22 protein-coding genes are annotated in these 20,383 nt (G+C 70.9%); 8 read left to right on the plus strand and 14 right to left on the minus strand.

What is annotated here, in order from left to right; all coding sequences use genetic code 11:
- The first annotated feature begins 36 nt into the window (after nt 1–36).
- Both ACQBJO_RS10645 and ACQBJO_RS10650 read left to right on the plus strand, forming a co-directional pair.
- Nucleotides 37–648 (plus strand): IS110 family transposase, encoded by a 612-nt coding sequence (locus ACQBJO_RS10645; RefSeq protein WP_430407178.1) that lies wholly within the window; start codon nt 37–39, stop codon nt 646–648.
- A gap of 46 nt (nt 649–694) precedes the next feature.
- On the plus strand, nt 695–1,111 hold the full coding sequence (locus ACQBJO_RS10650) for a transposase (RefSeq protein ID WP_430407102.1): 417 nt from the start codon (nt 695–697) through the stop codon (nt 1,109–1,111).
- A 350-nt stretch (nt 1,112–1,461) separates the two neighbouring features.
- Here the strand turns inward: ACQBJO_RS10650 and dapF are convergent, their stop codons facing one another.
- From dapF to ACQBJO_RS10670, 4 genes are all read right to left on the minus strand, one after another.
- Nucleotides 1,462–2,331, minus strand: coding sequence for a diaminopimelate epimerase (dapF, locus tag ACQBJO_RS10655; RefSeq protein WP_421007276.1), 870 nt, complete (start codon nt 2,329–2,331; stop codon nt 1,462–1,464).
- On the minus strand, nt 2,328–3,263 hold the full coding sequence (miaA, locus tag ACQBJO_RS10660) for a tRNA (adenosine(37)-N6)-dimethylallyltransferase MiaA (RefSeq protein ID WP_421007277.1): 936 nt from the start codon (nt 3,261–3,263) through the stop codon (nt 2,328–2,330). Before miaA ends, dapF begins: the two co-directional genes overlap by 4 nt.
- The gene (def, locus tag ACQBJO_RS10665) at nt 3,260–3,850 is read right to left on the minus strand and encodes a peptide deformylase (RefSeq protein WP_421007278.1); all 591 of its coding nucleotides are present in this window, start codon (nt 3,848–3,850) and stop codon (nt 3,260–3,262) included. The genes miaA and def overlap by 4 nt, the downstream gene beginning before the upstream one ends.
- A 161-nt stretch (nt 3,851–4,011) precedes the next feature.
- A complete protein-coding gene (locus ACQBJO_RS10670) occupies nt 4,012–4,578 on the minus strand; it encodes a YceI family protein (RefSeq protein WP_421007279.1) in 567 nt (188 codons plus the stop codon).
- Nucleotides 4,579–4,769: 191 nt separating this feature from the next.
- Between ACQBJO_RS10670 and ACQBJO_RS10675 the strand changes: the two genes are divergently transcribed.
- A complete protein-coding gene (locus ACQBJO_RS10675; RefSeq protein WP_421007280.1) occupies nt 4,770–4,949 on the plus strand; it encodes an Rv0909 family putative TA system antitoxin in 180 nt (59 codons plus the stop codon).
- A gap of 87 nt (nt 4,950–5,036) precedes the next feature.
- On the opposite strand, the gene miaB is transcribed toward ACQBJO_RS10675, so the two are convergent.
- The 10 genes from miaB to ACQBJO_RS10725 all read right to left on the minus strand — a co-directional run bounded on the left by miaB (nt 5,037) and on the right by ACQBJO_RS10725 (nt 14,827).
- Nucleotides 5,037–6,575: a tRNA (N6-isopentenyl adenosine(37)-C2)-methylthiotransferase MiaB gene (gene miaB / locus ACQBJO_RS10680; RefSeq protein ID WP_421007281.1), complete on the minus strand. Its 1,539-nt coding sequence runs from the start codon at nt 6,573–6,575 to the stop codon at nt 5,037–5,039.
- Nucleotides 6,576–6,630: 55 nt separating this feature from the next.
- Entirely contained in the window at nt 6,631–7,479 is an 849-nt protein-coding gene (locus ACQBJO_RS10685; protein WP_421007282.1) for a transglutaminase family protein, read from the minus strand.
- Nucleotides 7,476–8,396 carry an alpha-E domain-containing protein gene (locus ACQBJO_RS10690; protein WP_421007283.1) on the minus strand — a complete coding sequence of 307 codons (921 nt, stop codon included), beginning with the start codon at nt 8,394–8,396 and terminating at the stop codon, nt 7,476–7,478. Before ACQBJO_RS10690 ends, ACQBJO_RS10685 begins: the two co-directional genes overlap by 4 nt.
- Complete coding sequence (locus ACQBJO_RS10695; protein ID WP_421007628.1) at nt 8,396–9,943, minus strand: circularly permuted type 2 ATP-grasp protein; 1,548 nt, start codon at nt 9,941–9,943, stop codon at nt 8,396–8,398. The genes ACQBJO_RS10690 and ACQBJO_RS10695 overlap by 1 nt, the downstream gene beginning before the upstream one ends.
- A gap of 120 nt (nt 9,944–10,063) precedes the next feature.
- Nucleotides 10,064–10,711, minus strand: a complete 648-nt coding sequence (locus tag ACQBJO_RS10700) for a regulatory protein RecX (RefSeq protein WP_421007284.1) — start codon at nt 10,709–10,711, stop codon at nt 10,064–10,066.
- A gap of 5 nt (nt 10,712–10,716) precedes the next feature.
- Entirely contained in the window at nt 10,717–11,721 is a 1,005-nt protein-coding gene (gene recA, locus ACQBJO_RS10705; RefSeq protein WP_430407179.1) for a recombinase RecA, read from the minus strand.
- 310 nt (nt 11,722–12,031) lie between these two features.
- Nucleotides 12,032–12,820: an ABC transporter permease gene (locus tag ACQBJO_RS10710; RefSeq protein WP_421007286.1), complete on the minus strand. Its 789-nt coding sequence runs from the start codon at nt 12,818–12,820 to the stop codon at nt 12,032–12,034.
- Nucleotides 12,817–13,650: an ABC transporter permease gene (locus ACQBJO_RS10715; RefSeq protein ID WP_421007287.1), complete on the minus strand. Its 834-nt coding sequence runs from the start codon at nt 13,648–13,650 to the stop codon at nt 12,817–12,819. Before ACQBJO_RS10715 ends, ACQBJO_RS10710 begins: the two co-directional genes overlap by 4 nt.
- Nucleotides 13,650–14,576, minus strand: coding sequence for an ABC transporter ATP-binding protein (locus ACQBJO_RS10720; protein ID WP_421007288.1), 927 nt, complete (start codon nt 14,574–14,576; stop codon nt 13,650–13,652). The genes ACQBJO_RS10715 and ACQBJO_RS10720 overlap by 1 nt, the downstream gene beginning before the upstream one ends.
- Entirely contained in the window at nt 14,573–14,827 is a 255-nt protein-coding gene (locus tag ACQBJO_RS10725; RefSeq protein ID WP_255183793.1) for a DUF3046 domain-containing protein, read from the minus strand. The genes ACQBJO_RS10720 and ACQBJO_RS10725 overlap by 4 nt, the downstream gene beginning before the upstream one ends.
- A 61-nt stretch (nt 14,828–14,888) precedes the next feature.
- On the opposite strand from ACQBJO_RS10725, the gene ACQBJO_RS10730 reads away from it, so the two are divergent.
- From ACQBJO_RS10730 to ACQBJO_RS10750, 5 genes are all read left to right on the plus strand, one after another.
- A complete protein-coding gene (locus ACQBJO_RS10730; RefSeq protein ID WP_255183794.1) occupies nt 14,889–15,935 on the plus strand; it encodes an agmatine deiminase family protein in 1,047 nt (348 codons plus the stop codon).
- A complete protein-coding gene (locus ACQBJO_RS10735) occupies nt 15,932–16,618 on the plus strand; it encodes a lysoplasmalogenase (protein ID WP_421007289.1) in 687 nt (228 codons plus the stop codon). Before ACQBJO_RS10730 ends, ACQBJO_RS10735 begins: the two co-directional genes overlap by 4 nt.
- A 70-nt stretch (nt 16,619–16,688) precedes the next feature.
- Nucleotides 16,689–18,926 (plus strand): hypothetical protein, encoded by a 2,238-nt coding sequence (locus ACQBJO_RS10740; RefSeq protein ID WP_421007290.1) that lies wholly within the window; start codon nt 16,689–16,691, stop codon nt 18,924–18,926.
- Nucleotides 18,927–18,965: 39 nt separating this feature from the next.
- A complete protein-coding gene (locus ACQBJO_RS10745; RefSeq protein WP_421007291.1) occupies nt 18,966–19,850 on the plus strand; it encodes an SDR family NAD(P)-dependent oxidoreductase in 885 nt (294 codons plus the stop codon).
- A complete protein-coding gene (locus ACQBJO_RS10750) occupies nt 19,847–20,383 on the plus strand; it encodes a carboxymuconolactone decarboxylase family protein (protein WP_421007292.1) in 537 nt (178 codons plus the stop codon). The genes ACQBJO_RS10745 and ACQBJO_RS10750 overlap by 4 nt, the downstream gene beginning before the upstream one ends.

Below are 20,383 nucleotides of genomic sequence, written 5' to 3' on the forward strand. Positions count from 1 at the left end.
CCGGTGTTTACCGAGCGTACGAGTGTTGGGCTCGACGTGCATGCACGATCTGTTGCTGCGGCGGCGATCGATGGTGTCACGGGCGAGCTGTTCCAATCGAAGCTGACTCCGTCTCACGAGCACGTCGTGTCCTGGGTCCAAGCCTTGCCGGGACCAGTGGCGGTGACCTACGAGGCCGGGCCGACCGGATTCGGCCTGTACCGACATCTGGCCGCGGCGGGGATCCGGTGCGAGGTCGCCGCGCCGAGCAAGCTGCAAAAGCCCTCCGGTGATCGGGTCAAGACCGACGCCAAGGACGCGATCCACTTGGCTCGGCTGCTGCGCCTGGACGAAGTCACCTCGGTCGCGATCCCGAGCGTGGACCAGGAGGCCGCCCGGGATCTGGTCCGTGCCCGTGAGGACTGCCGCGGTGACCTGATGCGCGCCCGGCACCGACTGTCGAAGTTGTTGCTGCGCCACGGGGTCGTCTACTACGGCGGTGCCGCGTGGACCGGCAAGCATGACGTGTGGTTGCGCCAAGAGGCACTGTCACAGTTGACCGGTCGTGCCACCCGGCTGGCCTTCGACTCCGATTACGAGGCCGTGCTGACGGTCCAGGCACGCCGCGACCGACTCAACGTCGCGATCGAGGAGATGGCCGCTGACTGACGGCGAGTTCACCGACGTGGTCCACCGGCTCGGGTGCCTGCGCGGGGTGGGCACCCTGACCGGGTTCGCCTTGGCGGTCGAGGTCGGCGACTGGCACCGGTTCACCGGCAACAGCATCGGTTCCTTCGTCGGGCTCGTACCCAGCGAGTACTCCTCCGGCAGCTCGCGCGTGCAGGGATCGATCACCAAGACCGGCAACACCCATGTACGTCGACTGCTGGTCGAGGCCGCCTGGCACCACCGCCCCCGCTACCGGATCGGCAAGACCATGCGTGATCGGTGGGACCTGGCACCCGCTGCTGCCCGGTCCCGCGGGGACGCGGGCAACCGACGCCTGCACGAGCGGTGGGTGAGGTTCAACGAACGCAGGAAGAAGCCCACCGTCGCCAACATCGCCATCGCGCGTGAGCTCGCCGGCTGGTGCTGGTCCCTGGCCGTCCTCGAAGGAGCGTCCATGCCATAGGCCCCACGAACTGCTTCGTCGCCGCGCCGGTACTGGTGGCAGCGCGTGGAGCGACCCGCGAAACACCTATGAGCAGCCAGCCCAGACTGGCCACGCTCGTTGCTAGACACGCGGTCCAGCTCCTGCCGAAAGCACCGTCCTGCGGTAACCAACCCGCGAATATCAGTCTGACCGCGCGTCGGGAAACGACACGCTCGCCAGCACCACGACGACGAAGCATGAGGCGCCCGCCCCCTGATTCGGGGACGGGCGCCTCACCCTGCCTCTTGACAAGAAGTCGCTCCATATCAGGTGTGATCGGCCTCACGCGCAGCGCGAGCCTCCCCGAGGACCACCCCGGACGAAGGGGGTCAGACGAGCGTCGTCGTGCCGTCGGCCACGAGCACCGCCGGGCCGGCGAGCTCCACCTCGCGGCCGGGCAGCAGGCGCACCCGCAGGGTGCCACCGGGGACCTCGACGGTGTACTCGCTCGAGGCGTCGACGTCACCGGACCAGAAGGCGGTGCCGATCGCGGCGGCGCACACGCCGGTGCCGCACGAGCGGGTCTCGCCGACGCCGCGCTCGTGGACGCGCATCGAGATCCGGCCGGGGCCGAGCACCCGCACGAACTCGACGTTGCTGCCCTCGGGCGGCACGGGGTTGACCGCCGGCGGGCGGCGCAGGCGCAGGCCGTTGAGGTTGACGTTGGGCGGCAGCGCCACGACGGTGTGCGGGTTGCCGAGGTCGAGCGAGAGCGCCGAGTAGGGCTCGGTGATGTCCTCGGCCTCCTCGACGTGGACGAGCGCGTCGAAGCCCTGCGCCTGGGCCTTCGCCTCGTCGACGAAGCGCCACCGGCCCATGTGCGTCACGACCTGGTCACCCTCGAAGCGGATCCCCTTGAGCCCCGCCCGGGTGGCGATGCTGAACTCGTCGTCGACGAGCCCCTCGCGGCGCAGCCAGGTCGCGAAGACGCGCGTGCCATTGCCGCACATCTGGGCCAAGGACCCGTCGTGGTTGCGGTAGTCCATGAACCACTCCGCCTCGCCTGCGAGTGCCCGGACCTCCTCCTCGGCGGCGTGCTCGGTGCGCACGACCCGGATGACGCCGTCACCGCCGATGCCGGCCTGCCGGTCGGCGAGGAGCGCGACCTGCGAGGGGGTGAGGTCGAGCTCGCCGTCGAGGTCGGGGACGAGGACGAAGTCGTTCTCGGTCCCATGGCCCTTGGTGAATCGCAGCGTCATGGGGTCCATTGTGTCGGACGCACCGCGAGCTCCAGCGCCCTGCTCCGCAGGTCGTGGGACGCGGTGTCGAGCCACTCCACGCGCGGGTCGGGCCGCAGCCACGACTCCTGCCGTCGGGCATAGCGCCGCGTGGCGCGGGCCGTGTCGGCGATCGCCTCCTCCCGCCCCCAGCGGCCGTCGAGCTCGCCGAGGGCCTGGGCGTAGCCGATGGCCCGCGAGGCCGTGCGGCCGCCGCGCAGCCCGGCGGCATCGAGCCGGCGGACCTCGTCGAGCAGGCCGGCGTCCCACATCGCGCGGGTGCGGTGGTCGATCCGGTCGGTCAGGGCGTCCCAGTCGTCGCGCAGCCCGATGACGAGCGAGGGGCGGCGGTAGCGTTTCGTCGGCGCTGTCGCCGAGAAGGGCCGGCCGGTGATCTCGACGACCTCGAGGGCGCGGATGATCCGCCGGATGTTGTTGGGCTCGATGGCTTCGGCGGCGGCCGGGTCGACCTCACGCAACCGATGACGAAGGGCGGCGCGCCCCCCTTCGTCCTGCGCCCGGTCCTCGAGCCGGGCCCGCACGGCGGGATCCGTCGGCGGGATGTCGAGGTGGTCGAGCGCGGCCCGCACGTAGAGGCCGGAGCCACCGGCGAGGACCGGGACGAGCCCGCGGTCGCGGATGTCGACGATCGCCGCCTCGGCCCGGGCCTGGAAGTCCGCGAGGGTGGCCTCGTCCGTGACGTCGAGGACGTCGAGGAGGTGGTGCGGGATGCCGCGCCGCTCCCCCACCGGCAGCTTGTTGGTCCCGATGTCCATGCCGCGGTAGAGCTGCATGGCGTCGGCGTTGACCACCTCCCCGCCGAGCTCCTCCGCGAGGTCGAGCGCGAGGTCGGACTTGCCGGTGGCCGTGGCCCCGACGACGGCGACGACCTCGGGGCGGTGCGTCCCGCTCACTCCTCGTCGTCGTCGTCGTGACCGAAGGGGTCCGGGCCCTCGCCCGGCATCCAGGTCAGGCCGGCGACGCCCCAGCCCTCGGCCTTGATCGCCTTGCGGGCCTTCTTCTTCCACTTGTCGCCGAGGCGGTCGACGTAGAGGAAGCCGTTGAGGTGGTCGTACTCGTGCTGCATGCAGCGGGCGAACCAGCCGGTGGCCGAGAAGGAGATCTCGTTGCCGTCCCAGTCGTAGCCGCTCACCTCGGCCCGCTCGCCACGCCGCAGCGGGTAGGAGTAGCCCGGCACGGACAGGCAGCCCTCGGACTCGTGGTCACGGTCGGGTTCGCCGACGGCGGGCTTGCTCGCCTTGACGTAGGGGTTGATGACGTGGCCGAGCGCGGGGACGCCGTCGTCGTTGGCCATGCTCCACGTGAAGATCCGCAGCCCCACGCCGATCTGCGGGGCGGCCAGGCCGACGCCGTGCGCGGCCTCCTGGGTCTCGTACATGTCCTCGACGAGGGTGCGCAGCTCGGCGTCGAAGGTCGTGACCGGCTCCGAACGGGTGTGCAGGACCGGCTCGCCGCAGATGGTGATGGCGTGGATCGTCATGAGCGGCATCCTAGGTCGCCGCGCGGCGCCCCACGGCACCCAGGACCGGCCGCCGGGCGGGCACGGGGAGACGCAGAGCGGCGCCGAGACCGGACAGGGGGTTCCGGTCCCGGCGCCGCCGGGGGTGTCCGGCGTCAGGGACGCCGGACGGTCTGTGGGCCTCAGGCCTGCTTGATGGCCGAGAGGTCGAGGGTGAGCGTGATCTTCTTCGAGACGAGGACGCCGCCGGTCTCGAGCGCGGCGTTCCAGGTCAGGCCGAAGTCCTCACGGTCGACGTCGGTGCGGGCGGTGAAGCCGGCGCGGACGTTGCCGAAGGGGTCCTGGGCGGTGCCCTCGTACTCGGCGGCCAGCTCGACCTGGCGGGTGACGCCCTTGATGGTCAGGTCGCCGACGAGGGTGAACTCCTCGCCCTTGACGTCCTTGATGCCCGTGCTGGCGAAGGTGATGACCGGGTTGTTCTCGACGTCGAAGAAGTCGGCCGACTTCAGGTGGCCGTCGCGGTCGGCGGAGCCGGTGTCGATCGAGGCGACCTGCATCGTGGCGGTCGCGGTCGAGGCGGCGAAGTCGTCGGCGACGGTGATCGTGCCCTCGAGCTCACGGAAGTAGCCGCGGACCTTGGTGACCATCGCGTGGCGGGCGACGAAGCCGACCTCGGAGTGGCTGGCGTCGAGGACGTACGTGCCGGCGGCCAGGTCGGCGAGGGGGGTGATGGCGGTGGGCTCGGTCATGTCGTGCTCCTTGGCGATCGGGGTGGTCTCTTGGTGCACCACCTACATTAGGGGCAAATGATTGTCGTGTCAACTATTGGTTTTTCAACGACATGCGCACGCTACGCCCCCAGCGGTTGAAGCGCGCGGGCTGACGTGTTTGGCTGGTCGCACGGCCCGTCACCGGGCAACCCGACACGAAGGAGAACACCATGGGGTTCGACGATCTGAAGGGCAAGGCGACCGACGCGCTGGGCGAGAACAGCGACAAGGTCGAGCAGGTGAGCGACCAAGGCTTGGACAAGGCCGGTGAGTTCGCCGAGGGCAAGGGTGTCGGCGGCGACAAGGTCGACCAGGGCAAGGACTTCCTCGACGGCAAGATCGGCGAGTGAGACTGCCTCACTGACATCGCGACGGGGGTGGGTCACCGTGACGGTGACCCACCCCCTTCGTCGTGCCCGGGTGGTGCGGTGGCGCCCTCAGGCCCCGCAGGCAGGGCCGGCGGTCTCCACGGGTGCCGGGGCGCCGATGCCCGGCAGGCCCAGACTCACCGCGGGCTTGGACACGGTGCCCGCGGCCGCGCCCTCCTGCAGCGCCGCCCAGGCGTCGCCGCCCGGCGTACGGCGCACGCGGAAGGTCCCGCCCTCGATCGCCGAGTCGGCGACGAGGTGGTGCGGGGCGCCGTAGGTGACGCCGACGGTGACCATGTCACCGGGACGCGGACGCTCGGCCTCGGGCAGGTCCTCGGGCAGGGCGAAGTGGACGAGGCGGTTGTCGGGGGCCCGACCGCTCAAGCGCGCGGTCTCGCGGTCCTTGCGCCCCTCCCCCGTCGCGACGAGGACCTCGAGCTCGCGGCCCTCCTGCTCGCGGTTGCCCGCCCACGAGATCTCGTCCTGCAGGGCGACGAGCCGCTCGTAGCGCTCCTGGACGACCTCCTTGGGCACCTGGTCGGCCATCGTCGCCGCCGGGGTGCCGGGGCGGATCGAGTACTGGAAGGTGAAGGCCGACGAGAAGCGCGACTCGCGCACGACGCGCAGCGTCTCCTCGAAGTCGGCATCGGTCTCGCCGGGGAAGCCGACGATGATGTCCGTCGTGATCGCGGCGTCGGGGATGCGCTCGCGCACCCGGTCGAGGATGCCGAGGAAGCGCTCGGAGCGGTAGCTGCGGCGCATCGCCTTGAGCACGCGGTCGGATCCGGACTGCAGCGGCATGTGCAGGCTCGGCATGACATTGGGCGTCTCGGCCATCGCGTCGATGACGTCGTCGGTGAAGGCGGCGGGGTGCGGGCTGGTGAAGCGCACCCGCTCCAGCCCCTCGATGTCGCCACAAGCGCGCAGCAGCTTGCCGAAGGCGAGCCGGTCGCCGAACTCGACGCCGTAGCTGTTGACGTTCTGCCCGAGCAGGGTCACCTCGACGACGCCCTGGGCGACGAGTGCCTCGAGCTCGGCGAGGATCTCGCCGGGACGGCGGTCCTTCTCCTTGCCGCGCAGCGCGGGGACGATGCAGAAGGTGCAGGTGTTGTTGCAGCCGACCGAGATCGACGTCCAGCCCGAGTAGGCCGAGTCGCGGCGGGTGGGCAGCGTCGAGGGGAAGGTCTCGAGCGACTCGAGGATCTCGACCTGCGCCTCCTCGTTGTGCCGGGCGCGGTCGAGCAGCGCGGGCAGGCTGCCGATGTTGTGCGTGCCGAAGACGACGTCGACCCACGGGGCGCGCTCGACGATCGTCGCGCGGTCCTTCTGCGCCATGCAGCCGCCGACGGCGATCTGCAGGTCGGGGTTGCGCTGCTTGAGCGGGCGCAGCTGGCCGAGGTTGCCGTAGAGCTTGTTGTCCGCGTTTTCGCGCACCGCGCAGGTGTTGAAGACGACGACGTCGGCCACCTCACCGCGCTCGTCGGCGGGCAGGCTCGCGAGGTCGACGTACCCGGCGGTCTCGAGGAGGCCGGCGAGCCGCTCGGAGTCGTGCACGTTCATCTGGCACCCGTGGGTGCGCACGTCGTAGGTCTTGGCAGTCGCAGTCATGACCCGACAAGGGTACGTCGGGACGAAGGGGGTGCCCCACCCCCTTCGTCCGTCGTCACCCGATGCGGGTGTAGGTGATGTCGAGCTCGAGGTCGGTGACCTGCGGGCCGACGAACATGCCGCGGAAGGGCGCGACGTCGTCGTAGTCGCGGCCACGGCCGACGACGACGTGGTCGAGGCCGACCGGCCCGAGGTTCGTCGGGTCGAGCGGGTGCCAGCCGCCGTCCCACAGCTCGATCCACGCGTGGTTGCGCGCCGGCACCGTCGTGCCGCGCTCGATCTCGGCCTCGTCGACGGTGAGGTAGCCGCTGACGTAGCGGGCGGGCACGTCGATGGCCCGCAGCGCACCGAGGACGACGTGGGCGAAGTCCTGGCAGACGCCCCGGCGTCCCTCCCAGACGTCGGCCGCCGTCGCCTGCCACCCGGTGATGCCGCGCTCGTAGGTCATCGCGTCGTGGATCCGCTGGACGATGTCCATCGCCGCCTGGCGCGGGGTCGCGGCATCGGCGAACTCCTGCGCGAGGGCGACGACCTGCGCCGGCGGCTCGGTGCGGCCGGTCTGCGCGAGGTACTCGCTCAGCCGGTCACGGGTGGACTCCTCGCGCACGGCGTCCCAGCCGCTCGCCTCGACGTGCACGGGCAGCTCGGAGCGCTCGACCGTGCTCGTCGCCTCGATCTCGAGGACGTCGTGAGGGGTCTGCGACTCCATCGCCATGACCTGGGTGCCCCAGTGGTCCTCGTAGACATGGCTCCAGGTGAGCGGCTTGACCCGCACGCGCGCCTCGAGGGTCGCCTGGCCGGGCTCGGTGACCGGGATCATCCGCAGCTCGTTGTGCGCTGCGGTGACCTCGCCGTCGTAGCGCATCGTCGTGCGGTGGACGATGCGGTGTCGCCTGGTGCTCAAAGGATCTCTCCCGTCCACTCCTGGACCGGCGCCGACATGAAGTAGCGCGCGCCGATCGCATCGGATGCCTCCACCACTGCGTCCTGGACCTCCTGCATGCGCCCGTGGAGGTCCTGCAGCACCGAGTCGGGGTTGCTGAACTCCAGCGAGGTGCGGGCCTGCCCGAGGATGCGTCGGGCCTCGTCGGAGAAGCCGACCCGGTCGTCGTCGGGCGAGAGGACCGTCAGGCGTTCCTCCGCCTCGCGCAGGGCCGCGATGACCGAGCGCGGGAAGCGTCGGTCGAGGGTGAGGAAGGCCGCGGCCGTGCGATCGGTGACGACGCCGCGCATCGTGCGCAGCATCGCCTGCTGGGCGCCGCAGCTGGCGAGGACCGAGCCCCACCCGGGGCCGAAGTCGCTCGCGCCCGTCGCCACGAGCCGGGCCGTCATGTCGGCCCGCTCGAGAGCGCGACCGAGGACGAGGAAGTCCCAGGCGTCGTCGTGGCTCATCGTCGTGTCGGCCAGCCCGTCGACGAGGGCCGAGCGCTCGCGGACGTAGCCCAGGTGGTGCTGGGTGGCCGAGCCGCGGCGGAAGGAGTTGAACCGGTGGTAGGTCGTGTTGATGGCCTCCCACATCTCGGTGGAGACCGTCTCGCGGGCCCGCCGCGCGTTCTCGCGAGCCGCGTGCCACGAGCCGGTGACCGAGTTGGGGTTCGTCGCGTCGAAGACGAGCATGCGGCTCGTCCCCTCGTAGTCGACCTCGCCCACGTCGTCGTAGCCCATGATCCCGCGCAGCACCATGGTGCAGGCGGTCTGCTCATCGGCGGCCGGGTCCTCGAGCAGCTGCAGGCGCAGCACGTCGACGATCCGGGCCGTGCCGTCGGCGCGCTCGACGTAGCGACCGATCCAGAAGAGCGAGTCGGCGATCCGGCTGAGCATCAGATGCCCTCCTCGTCCTCGGGCTGGTCCTGCGTCTGGGTCTCGCTCTGCGTCTGGCCCTGGGTCTGCACGTCACCCCGCTCGTGCGAACCGGAGCCGGTGCCGAGGAAGATCACCTCGCGCTCCTCCATGTCGTGGGGCAGACGGTTGTAGCGGCCGGCGAGCACCCAGGTGTCCTTGGAGCCGCCGCCCTGGCTGGAGTTGACGACGAGCTGCCCCTCGGGCAGCGCGACCCGGGTCAGGCCACCGGGCAGGACCTCGACGTCCTGGCCGTCGTTGACGGCGAAGGGGCGCAGGTCGACGTGGCGCGGGCGCAGCTGACCGTCGATGAGCGTCGGCACCGTCGAGAGCTGGACGACCGGCTGGGCGATCCACCCACGCGGGTCGTCCTGCAGCTTGCCCCGCAGCTCGTCGAGCTCGGCTCCGGTGGCCTTGGGCCCGATGACCAGGCCCTTGCCCCCCGAGCCGTCGACGGGCTTGACGACCATCTCGTCGAGGCGAGCGAGCACCTCCTGCAGCGCGTCGGGCTCGTTGCACCGGTAGGTGTCGACGTTGGGCAGGATCGGGTCCTCGTCGAGGTAGTAGCGGGTCAGGTCCGGCACATAGGAGTAGACGAGCTTGTCGTCGGCCACGCCGTTGCCGACGGCATTGGCCAGGGTGACCCGGCCGGCCCGCACTGCCGAGATGAGCCCGGTGACGCCGAGCATCGAGTCGCGGCGGAAGTGCACCGGGTCGAGGAAGTCGTCGTCGATGCGTCGGTAGATGACGTCGACGCGCTCCTCGCCGTGGGTCGTGCGCATGCGCACCTCGCCGCCGCGCACGACGAGGTCACGTCCCTCGACGAGCTCGACTCCCATCATCCGGGCGATGAGGGTGTGCTCGAAGTAGGCGCTGTTGTAGACGCCCGGGGTGAGCACGACGACCGTGGGGTTGGCCCGGCCCTCGGGAGCCGAGGCCCGCAGCGCGCGCAGCAGCATGCGGGGGTAGTCGTGGACCGGCCGGATGCGCATCGTCGCGAAGGCCTCGGGGAAGACATTGGTCATCGCCCGGCGGTTGGCGATGACGTAGGAGACCCCCGAGGGCACGCGCACGTTGTCCTCGAGGACGCGGAAGGTGCCCTCCTCGTCGCGGATGAGGTCGATGCCGCTGACGTGGGCACGCACGCCGCCCGGCGGGCGCAGCCCCGTGACCGCGCGGTGGTAGTGGCTCGAGGTGGAGATCAGCTTCCACGGGACGATGCCGTCCTCGACCGCCCGCGGCAGCCCGCTCGGGCGGCTGTAGATGTCGTCGAGGAAGGCCTCGAGGACCTTGACCCGCTGGGCCACGCCCTCCTCGACCGTGTGCCAGGCCTCGGCGTCGATGACGCGCGGGACCGCATCGAGGGGGAAGGGCCGTTCCTCACCGGCGTGGTCGAAGGTCACGCCCTGCTCGAAGAACATGCGGGCCAACGCGTCGGCCCGCTCCTTGAGCTCGTCGGGCGCCATCGCGCGCAGCGTGTGGTGGATCGGCTTGTAGGGCTGTCTCGGGTCGCCCGCGTCGTCGAGCATCTCGTCCCACGCCGCACCGCGTGCGTATGTCCCGAAGAGAGAGTCGCTGTCAGTCACGACGCCCACCCTACGCACGCGACACCCCCTGCGGTGCGCACCCGAAGCCCCGGGCCGGGGCTGCTAGTCGCGCTGGTGCTCCGGCTGCGAGTCGAGGGCCTCGGTGATGACCACCCGGGCGACGTCGTGGCCATAGCCCTTGCGGGCGAGCAGGCCCGCCAGACGCCGGGTCTGGGTGGCGCGGTCCAGCCCGTGCATGGTGCGCAGCCTCTTCGCGACGAGCTCGTGCGCGCGGGCCCGCTCGGCCTCCGGGTCGACGTCCTCGAGCACCGAGGCGGCGAGCTCCTCGTCGACACCGCGCTTGCGCAGCTCGTGCGACAGGGCCCGTCGGGCGAGCCCGCGGCCGGCCTGCTGGGAGCGCACGAGCGCCTGGGCGTAGGCCTCGTCGTCGACGAGACCGACCTCCTCGAAGCGGTCGAGGACCTCGCTCGCGACATCGGGCGGGCAGCCCTTGCGGGTCAGGGCGTCCTGCAGCTGCTTGCGGCTCTTGGGCGCGCCGGTCAGCTGACGCAGGACGACGGCACGTGCGACCGCGTGCTCGTCGGCCTCGGGGTCAGCCTGCGGCCCCTGCGGGTCGGGCGGGGGGACCCTTCGAGACGGTCGCTGCGCGACCTCCTCAGGGGCCGTGGATCCGGACTCGATGGCGGAGACCGCCGCGCGCAAGCTCTCGAGCTGGCCCGCGGCGGTCTCGTCGTCGTGACGCTCCGGCATGACGATCAGAAGTCGACGGGGACCTCGGCCGGGGTCTCCTCCTCGACCTCCGGCTGCACGCCGATGCCGAGCTTCGTCTTGATCTTGGACTCGATCTCCTCGCCGAGCTGGGGGTTGTCCTTGAGGAACTTGCGGGCATTTTCCTTGCCCTGACCCAGCTGGTCGCCCTCGTAGGTGTACCAGGCCCCGGCCTTGCGGATGAAGCCGTGCTCGACGCCCATGTCGATCAGCCCGCCCTCGCGGGAGATGCCCTGGCCGTAGAGGATGTCGAACTCCGCCTGCTTGAAGGGCGGGGAGACCTTGTTCTTCACGACCTTGACGCGGGTGCGGTTGCCGACCGGCTCGGTGCCGTCCTTGAGCGTCTCGATGCGGCGGACGTCGAGACGGACCGAGGCGTAGAACTTCAGCGCCTTGCCACCGGTGGTCGTCTCGGGCGAGCCGAACATGACACCGATCTTTTCCCGGAGCTGGTTGATGAAGATCGCCGTCGTGCCCGAGGAGTTGAGCGCACCGGTGATCTTGCGCAGGGCCTGGCTCATCAGGCGGGCCTGCAGACCGACGTGGCTGTCACCCATCTCACCCTCGATCTCGGCGCGGGGCACGAGCGCCGCGACGGAGTCGATGACGATGATGTCGAGCGCGCCCGAGCGGATGAGCATGTCGGCGATCTCGAGCGCCTGCTCACCCGTGTCCGGCTGGCTGACGAGGAGGGCGTCGGTGTCGACACCCAGCTTCTTGGCGTACTCGGGGTCGAGCGCGTGCTCGGCGTCGATGAAGGCGGCGATGCCGCCGGCCCGCTGGGCGTTGGCCACCGCGTGCAGGGCGACGGTCGTCTTACCGGAGGACTCCGGGCCGTAGACCTCGACGACGCGGCCGCGGGGCAGGCCGCCGATGCCGAGCGCGACGTCGAGGGCGATCGCACCGGTCGGGATGACCGCGATCGGGGGACGCACGTCGTCACCCAGACGCATGACCGCGCCCTTGCCGTGGGCCTTCTCGATCTGGCCCATGACGTTGTCGAGGGACTTGAGCTTCTGCTCGTGGAGCTTGCTGTCGATGGCGGTGACCTCAGCCATGCCACACCTTCCTTGTCATCGTGTCGTGCGCGTCCACCGGCGACCAGGTCCCACACGGTCGGACGTGTCGTGCTGTCTGGTCAGACGCTAGGAGCCGCCACCGACAACCGTCCGCAGCTGCCGTGGGGCTGTGGACACCGGCGCTGTCGGTCGGGCACCTGTGGACGACACTACCGAACACCTGTTCGAGACATGGGAGGTGACGTGCCGACACGCCGCGCACTCCTCCCCCTTCGTCCCTGCGTCAGGACCGCAGGAGGGTCTCGATCCGCCTCGAGGTCGCCCAGATGCCCACCGCACCGAGGACGACGAGGTAGGCGATGTGCCACAGCAGGCCCCACCCGACCTCGCCGAGCATGAGCCCCCGCTCGAGCGCGACCCCGTGGTAGAGCGGCGTCGCCTGGACGATCGGCTGCGCCCACCCCGGGTAGGTCGCGAGCGGGAAGAAGGTCGCCGAGAGCAGGAAGAGCGGCTGGATGACGAGCATGATCCAGTCGAAGTCGACCCACGAGCGCATGAAGGTCGTCGCGAACATGCCGACGGCCGAGAAGGCCAGCCCGATGAAGACCGCCGCGGGCACCGCGAGGAGCGACCACCACGACTCGACGACGCCGACGGCGAGCGCCACGAGGTAGAAGACGAGCGCGTAGACCCCGCCCCGGATGAGCGACCAGACGACCTCGCCGACGGCGATGTCGCGCGGGCCGAGGGGTGTCGCGAGCATCGCGTCGTAGATGCGGGCGTAGCGCAGCTTGAAGAAGACGTTGAAGGTCGAGTCCATGATCGCGCCGTTCATCGCCGACGCAGCGAGCATGGCGGGCGCGACGAAGGCCGCGTAGCCGACCTCCTGCCCACCGTCGGTCACGACGACGGGCACGAGCGACCCGACCCCGATGCCGAGGGAGAGCAGGTAGAAGACCGGCTCGGCGAAGCCCGTGACGAAGGCGGCCCACTGGCGCCGGAAGCCGACGACATTGCGCTCGACGACCGAGCGCCACATCGCCAGGCCGGGCGTGAGGACACCGGTGCTCACGAGACGAGCCTGCGGGTCATGCCGGTGCGGGCGTAGACCCAGCCGGCGCCGACGAAGAGCACGAGCACCGCCAGGTGCACGAGGTCGAAGGGGGCGAAGCCGCCGTGGGCCGCGGCCCGGCACAGCTCCACGCCGTGCCACAGCGGGGTCACCCAGGCGAGTACCTCGAGGACGAGCGGCAGGCGCTCGACGGGGAAGAAGGCGCCGGAGAAGAGCATGAGGGGCGTGATGACGAGGCGGTAGACGACGTTGAAGGCGGAGTCCCCCTTCGCCCGGGCCGTGAAGCCGAAGAGCGGTACCGCGAAGGCCAGCGTCACGAGGACCCCGATCGGCACGGCGAGCAGCACCCACCACGACGTGAAGCTGCCGAAGAGCGCGGCGACGAGCACGAAGGCGGCCGCGGCGAACCCGCCCTGCGCGGCGATGACGCCGAGGTGACCGAGGAGGAGGTCGCTCACGGTGAGCGGGGTGGCGAGCATCGAGTGGTACATGCGGTTCCACGTGAAGAGCCCGTAGACCGGGTAGGTCGACTCGCTCACCGCGGTCATCATCGCCTGCACCGCGATCATCGCCGGCGCCACGAAGAGCAGGTAGGGCACGCCGTCGACCCCGCCGGACGCGTCGTCGACGAGCGAGCCGAGCCCGATCCCCATGGCCAGCAGGAAGAGCAGCGGCATGACGAAGCGGCTGAAGACCGACCCCATCCACGTACGCCGGTAGACGAGACCGAAGTAGCCGGCCACCGCCGCCACCCGCTCCGCCGGACGAAGGGGGGACCGCTCGCCGTGCACGTGGCGCCCGGTGACGGCCGTCGTCTCCACGGTCGCCATCAGTCGACGAGGGTGCGGCCGGTGAGGTGGAGGAAGACGTCCTCGAGGCTGGAGCGCCGCACGATCGAGGAGACCGGCTGCAGACCGCGGGCGTGGACCGCCTCGAGGGCACCGTCACCGTGGTCGGTGTAGACGAGCAGGCGGTCGGGCAGGGCCTCGACGCGCTCGCCGACGCCCTCGACGAGGTCGGCGGCGTGCAGGTGGTCGTCCACCGGCAGGCGCAGCTCGAGCACCTCTCGCGTGGAGTGGGTCTCGATGAGCGAGCGAGGTGAGCCCTCGGCGACGATCCGGCCACGGTCCATGACGACGAGGCGGTCGCACAGCTGCTCGGCCTCGTCCATGTAGTGCGTGGTGATGATGAGCGTGACGCCCTGGCGCTTGAGGCGGAAGAGCCGGTCCCAGAGCACGTGCCGGGCCTGCGGGTCGAGGCCGGTCGTCGGCTCGTCGAGCAGGAGGATCTCGGGGTTGTTGATGAGCGAGCGGGCGATCGTCAGGCGACGCTTCATGCCGCCGGAGAGCGGCTCGACCTTGTCCTTGCGCCGCTCGGTGAGCTGGGCGAAGTCGAGCAGCTCGTCGGCGCGCTCGCGGATCACCTTGCGCGGCAGGCCGAAGTAGCGGCCGTAGACGTGCAGGTTCTCCTCGACGGTGATCTCCTCGTCGAGGTTGTCCTGCTGGGGGCAGTTGCCCAGGCGGGCGCGCACGGCCGCGCCGTCGGTCACCGGGTCGAGGCCGAAGATGCGCAGGTCTCCCCCGGTCGGCGGCGAGGTGGCAGCGACCATCTTCATCGTCGAGGACTTGCCGGCGCCGTTGGGGCCGAGGAAGCCGAAGGACTCACCACGGGTGACCTCGACGTCGATGCCGCCGACCGCGGTGAAGTCGCCGAAGGTCTTGGTCAGGCCGGTGGCGCTCAGCAGGACCTCACTCACTCCGGCACCTCGTTGGCGATCTCGGGCGGGACGGGCATCGGCTCGCGGTCGACCCCGAGCCGGCGGTGCGTCGGGATGTCGAGGTCCTCGCACAGGGCCTCCCACACGAGGCGAGGGGACTCCCCTTCGTCCAGGGCGGCGGCGACCGTGCGGTCACCGAGCGCCTGGACCACGTGGCCTCGCGCCAGCGTGTGGGCATAGGCCTGCCCGAACTCGTCCTCCATGAGGGTCCAGAAGTGACTCAGCCGCACTCGGCGAGTGTAGGTGCCTGCCGGCAGGCATACTGCAGCCACGACGACGAGGAGGCGCTCGATGCGCGAGCAGACCCGGTGGCGCATGCCCGCCGAGTGGACCGGCCACGAGCGCACGTGGATGGCCTGGCCCAGCAACGGCTACACGCTGGGCGACACCCCCGAGGAGGTCGCCAGCGCGCGGCAGACGTGGGCGGCGGTGGCCCGGGCGGTCGCGCGCTTCGAGCCGGTGACCATGGTCGTCGCCCCGAGCGACATCCACCGGTGCCGCGAGCACCTGCGCAACGACACCGCCCACCCCATCGACATCGTCATCGCCGACCTCGACGACGCGTGGATGCGCGACATCGGGCCGAGCTTCGTCCTCTCCCCCGACGGCGGGCTCGGCGCGGTCGACTGGATCTTCAACGGCTGGGGAGCCCAGGCCTGGGCCACGTGGGACCTCGACGCGCGGATCGCGGCACAGGTCGCCGACGCGGCCGGAGCCCACCACCTGCCGTCGTCGATCGTCAACGAGGGCGGCGGGATCCACGTCGACGGCGAGGGCACCGTGCTGCTCACCGAGACCGTCCAGCTCGACCCCGGTCGCAACCCCTCGGCGACGAAGGGGGACATCGAGGCCGAGATCGGTCGGCAGCTCGGGGTCGACACCTTCGTCTGGCTGCCCCGTGGGCTGACCCGGGACTACGACGAGTTCGGCACCCGCGGGCACGTCGACATCGTCGCGACCTTCACCTCGCCCGGCCACGTGCTGCTGCACTGGCAGGAGGACGAGTCGCACCCCGACCACGCGGTGAGCCGCGAGATCGAGCAGGTCCTGCTCGCCGCGACCGACTCCGCCGGGCGGCGCCTCGAGGTGACGCGCATCCCGGCGCCGCAGACCCTCACCGACGACGAGGGGCCGGTCGACTGGTCCTACGTCAACCACCTCGTCTGCAACGGCGGCGTCGTGGCCTGCGTCTTCGACGACCCGCACGACGAGCGCGCGCTCGAGGTGCTGCGCTCGGTCTACCCGGGGCGCGAGGTCGTCGGCGTCGACGCCCGGCCGCTCTTCGACCGGGGCGGCGGCATCCACTGCATCACCCAGCAGCAACCGGAGTCCGCATGAGCTTCTCGTCCTTCGTCCGCGAGCGCGCGGACCTGCTCGCCTATGCCCCCCTTGCGCTGGCGACGACCGCCGCCGACGTGCTCGGTCGCGATCGGGCGCACGTCACGACCAAGGTGGCGCTCGCCCCGACGCTCGCTGCGGGTGTCCTGGCCACGCGCTCGCAGCGTGGTGCCGGACGCACCGGCACGCTGCTCGCGGCGCTCGCCGGGTCGACCGTGGGTGACTGGTTCATGTACCGATCCAGCCGCAGCGAGGGTGACGAGTCCCGACGGTTCATGCGGATCGGGGCGAGCGCCTTCGGGGTGCAGCAGGCCGGGCTCGTCGCGCTGCTGCTGCGCGACGGCGCGCGCCCGCACCGGCGGCCGGTGGCCGTCACCGCGGCGACCCTCGCCGGCCTCGCGGTGCTCGACACCGACGGCGGTGCGCCCGACCCGGTGCTCACCGGCTACGGCCTGCTCCTCGGATCGATGTCGGCGTTGGCCATGGGCGACGGTGAGCGTCCGCGCAACGGTCGGCCCGTCGCGCTGGGCGGTGCGCTCTTCCTCGTGTCCGACGCGGCGATCATCGTGGGCCAGCAGTACGCGAAGACCCCTCGGGCGCAGGCGATCTCGTCCGTCGTGATCCTCACGACCTACACGGCAGCGCTGGGCCTGCTCGTCCACGGGCTGCGCGACGAGGGCTGACGTCCACGGCTGCGTGGGGCTGTGGACAACCGACGGGCGGGATGACGGATTTCCGCATACGTTCGTGGACATGGGGACACCACGACACCTGACTGCGGCGATGGCCGCCCTGCTCACGCTCGGACTCGTCGGCTGCACCGACGACTCCCCCGACAAGGACGGGACCGGCACCTCCACCAAGGACGGCTCGCGGACCACGGTCGAGATGACCGAGGTCAAGGGGACCGAGGCCCTCCGGCCCAAGACCACGGTCGTCGGTGGCTGGACCACCGTCGTCTCCGGCAAGCGGTCGGCCGTCGTCGCCGAGCTGACGGGCTCCGACGGCAAACCCACGCAGGTGTACGCCGTGGACCCGCAGACCCGCAGCCGGACAGCCCTCGACGTCACCGCCCCCATCGACTGGGAGCAGGCAGCCAACGACAAGGCTGCGGTCGTCGCGGGTGACGTGTCCACAGACCACAAGCGCACGCCCTTCGTGCGCGTCTCGTCCGACCTGAAGACGTGGCGGGACGTGCCGATCAGCTACCCGGACGCGGGCTGGTCCTTCTCCGAGGTCGGGCTCGACGGTGACGATCCCCTCGTCATCGCGGAGAAGCCCGACGGCAGCGAGGTCCTCATGCGGCGGGACGGCAACGACTGGTCCGTCCACGACATCCCAGCCGCGAAGGGACAGGAGATCTCACCCATCGGTCTCGTCGAGCACCGGGCGGAGCTCGTGCTCCTGGCCTCTGAAGGAAAGCGCGGCGGCGAGTCGGTCACCCGAGTGCTCACCTCCGCGGACGGGGGGAAGACCTGGGATCGTGGTCCACAGCTGCCGGGACCGAAGGGGAGCTACGGCATCGCTGGAGTGGTGAGCACGGGCACGCACCTCGTCGCGACGGGGTGGGCGGACAGGAAGGCCCCGATCGGCACGAGTGGCATGGTCTGGAGCTCTGGGGACGGCAGGTCGTGGAGTCGACAGCGCACCACCCCGATCTCCTGGGCCGACAACGTCCCGGTCACCGAGGACTTCCACCTCTCGGCGCCCTCACTGGTGGGTGGCCGAGCAGTCTTCGACCAGACGTGCGACAGCTGCACGTGGACCACCCGCCACGAGATGTCGGGAGCTGGCAAGCCCGAGGTCACCGACAACCAGAAGCAGATCGAGGCAGCCGGGCCGGACACCGCACAGCTGCCGGGTCGCAGCGCAGGGATCCGTCAGGAGCACGGAACTCTGCGGATCTTCGACGGTGGCCGAGTCCGCGATCTCATCCGGGGTGAGATCCCCGGCGAGGTCCAGCCCGTCGAAAAGGTCGGCGACACGGTGCTCGTGCCCGTCGGCCGCTTCACCTTCACGGCCGAAGACGGCGACAACCAGTGGCACACAATGACCAAGACCACCCCCTTCGTCATCGACGGACGGCTGAAGAAGCAGGAATGGCGCCCGAAGGCCTTGGGGCAGTGGTCCGATCTGGCGACGGCCTCTGACCCCCGCGGCCGGACCACTGTCGCGGCCGGGACACGCTACGACAAGGACTTCTCGGCGGCCACGATGGCCGAGACCAACGGCAGCTGGACGTCGGGCAGCGGGCTGGGCCGCTTCTGGTACGAGTCGGCCCTCGGTGTCGAGTGGGCTGGCGACGCCTTCCGCCTGCGGCTCGAAATCGAGGAGGAAGAGACGAACACGCGCCACCGGCAGGCGCGGCTCTACTCGTCGACCGACGGAGCCTCCTGGACGCCCGACCGAGGCGACTGGACGCGTCACCCGGATTCTGCCTCTGCCATCGAGTCGGTCTGCGAGCTCCCGGACGGCACCCCCTTCGCCGTGGGGTCCAGCCAGAGCGACCCCAATGCCGAGAGCGACGCCACGACGTGGACTCACCGGGACGGTCGGTGGAACATCGACGTACCCCGACTCGGAGGCGAGGGCGCCTCCATCTACTCGTGCGCCACGACCGGCGACGTCACCGTCGTCAGCGGATCTGTCGATGGCGACGGCACCGAGTGGACCACCAAGGACGGCAAGACCTTCACCGCCGGCGACCACCTGCCCCGCGGGAGGTATCGCGGCGTCCCCGTCGAGGTCGACGGCGGGCTCGTCGCCCCCGGGTGGCTGGACACCGCCGAGCACACCGCACCCGTGGTGTGGTTCACCCGCGATGGCAAGGCATGGCAGTGGGCCGCCCTCGACATGGCCGACGCGTCCTCGTCCGTCCAGGTCAGGGCGGCGGGCGAGGACGTCTACGCGGTCGTCTCGCAGGCCAGCGGCGACCGGATCTGGACGATCGACGAGATCGCCACGACGAAGGTCACCGGCGACGAGGGCTGAGGGGTCGCGGGACCGGGTGATCATTGTTACCGTCGGGTAATGAGCCTCTCACCCCGCCCGAAGTACACCCCGGCCCTGCGTGGCCGTCGCGTCCTCATCACGGGTGCGGCGCGCGGCATCGGCGCCGGCCTCGCCGACCTGCTCACCGCCCACGGTGCCCGCGTGGCGCTGGCCGGCCTGGAGCCCGACCTGCTCGCCGAGGTGGCGCAGCGCAACCACGCCCCGTGGCGTGAGTGCGACGTCTCCGACCCCGACCAGGTCGACCGTGCCGTCGAGGAGCTCGTCACCGAGCTCGGTGGCCTCGACGTCGTCGTCGCCAATGCCGGCATCGCCAAGCAGCTGCCGATCATCGGCGGTCAGCCCGACGTCATGGAGGCCCACCTGCGGGTCAACACGCTCGGCGTCTTCTACACCCTGCGCGCCGCCGGCCCGCACATCACCCACCCGAGCGGCTACGCCCTGGCCACGGCCTCGCTCGCCGCCGCCGTGCACCTCCCGCTGCTCGGGGCCTACAGCGCGAGCAAGGCGGCCGTCGAGGCGATCGGCAACACCTTCCGCCAGGAGGTCAAGCCCAGCGGGGCCAAGGTCGGCGTCGCGTACTACTCCGAGCTCGCGACCGACATGACCAGCCGGGGCTTCGACACCGTCGCGGGCAAGAAGCTCACCGGCGGTGGCACGGTCAGCGGCGTCGCGCCGGTCGAGGCCGGCCTGCGCGCCCTCGAGCGCGGCATCGCCAAGCGGTCGCGACGCATCGCCGCGCCGGGCTGGGTGCCGCCGGTGGTCCCCCTTCGTCACATGGCCCAGCGGGTCATCGAGCTCAAGCCGATGCCCGACCTCGAGGAGTCGCTCGAGATCGCCCGCAGCGAGCAGGTCGCCTACACGACCGAGCAGCCGACCGGCACCACCCGGACGCTGGGCTCGTGACCGCGCGGATCGGTCCCGGCAACCTGCGCGAGCTCGGACCGCTGCGGTGGGGATTCGCCCGGGCCGCCGGCCGGGTCACCGGCACCGAGCCGCCGGCGATCTTCACCACGCTCGGGCGGACCAAGGGCCTCTTCACCGGCTGGCTGCACTTCGCCGGGCGCCTCATGCCCTTCGGCTCCCTGGAGCGAAGGGAGTCGGAGCTGGTGATCCTCACCGTCGCCACCGCACGGGGCTGCGACTACGAGCGCGAGCACCACCGGTTGCTGGGTCAGCGGGCCGGACTGACGTCGGACGAGATCGAGGGGATCCTCGCTGACACGGTCGTCGACTCGCTCTCCCCGCGCGAGCGGGTGCTGCGCGAGAGCGCCCAGACGCTCGTGGCGACGAAGGACCTCGACGATGCGCAGTGGGACCGCCTCAGGTCCGTGGCGAGCGAGCGCGAGTCCATCGAGCTGCTCCTGCTCGTCGGCCACTACGACATGCTGGCGACGACGCTGATGACCCTGCGGCTCGAGCCCGACAAGCACCGCTGA

This window comes from Janibacter zhangyanbonis, assembly GCF_050507325.1.
Taxonomy (GTDB): domain Bacteria; phylum Actinomycetota; class Actinomycetes; order Actinomycetales; family Dermatophilaceae; genus Janibacter.

Excerpts from the sequence above, each read along its gene's own strand:
- dapF (WP_421007276.1), bottom strand. The coding sequence starts at position 2,331 with ATGACGCTGCGATTCACCAAGGGCCATGGGACCGAGAACGACTTCGTC.
- def (WP_421007278.1), bottom strand. The coding sequence starts at position 3,850 with ATGACGATCCACGCCATCACCATCTGCGGCGAGCCGGTCCTGCACACC.
- ACQBJO_RS10670 (WP_421007279.1), bottom strand. The coding sequence starts at position 4,578 with ATGACCGAGCCCACCGCCATCACCCCCCTCGCCGACCTGGCCGCCGGC.
- ACQBJO_RS10675 (WP_421007280.1), top strand. The coding sequence starts at position 4,770 with ATGGGGTTCGACGATCTGAAGGGCAAGGCGACCGACGCGCTGGGCGAG.
- miaB (WP_421007281.1), bottom strand. The coding sequence starts at position 6,575 with ATGACTGCGACTGCCAAGACCTACGACGTGCGCACCCACGGGTGCCAG.
- ACQBJO_RS10690 (WP_421007283.1), bottom strand. The coding sequence starts at position 8,396 with ATGCTCAGCCGGATCGCCGACTCGCTCTTCTGGATCGGTCGCTACGTC.
- ACQBJO_RS10695 (WP_421007628.1), bottom strand. The coding sequence starts at position 9,943 with ATGCTCGACGACGCGGGCGACCCGAGACAGCCCTACAAGCCGATCCAC.
- ACQBJO_RS10700 (WP_421007284.1), bottom strand. The coding sequence starts at position 10,711 with ATGCCGGAGCGTCACGACGACGAGACCGCCGCGGGCCAGCTCGAGAGC.
- recA (WP_430407179.1), bottom strand. The coding sequence starts at position 11,721 with ATGGGCCAGATCGAGAAGGCCCACGGCAAGGGCGCGGTCATGCGTCTG.
- ACQBJO_RS10715 (WP_421007287.1), bottom strand. The coding sequence starts at position 13,650 with ATGGCGACCGTGGAGACGACGGCCGTCACCGGGCGCCACGTGCACGGC.
- ACQBJO_RS10730 (WP_255183794.1), top strand. The coding sequence starts at position 14,889 with ATGCGCGAGCAGACCCGGTGGCGCATGCCCGCCGAGTGGACCGGCCAC.
- ACQBJO_RS10735 (WP_421007289.1), top strand. The coding sequence starts at position 15,932 with ATGAGCTTCTCGTCCTTCGTCCGCGAGCGCGCGGACCTGCTCGCCTAT.
- ACQBJO_RS10740 (WP_421007290.1), top strand. The coding sequence starts at position 16,689 with ATGGGGACACCACGACACCTGACTGCGGCGATGGCCGCCCTGCTCACG.
- ACQBJO_RS10745 (WP_421007291.1), top strand. The coding sequence starts at position 18,966 with ATGAGCCTCTCACCCCGCCCGAAGTACACCCCGGCCCTGCGTGGCCGT.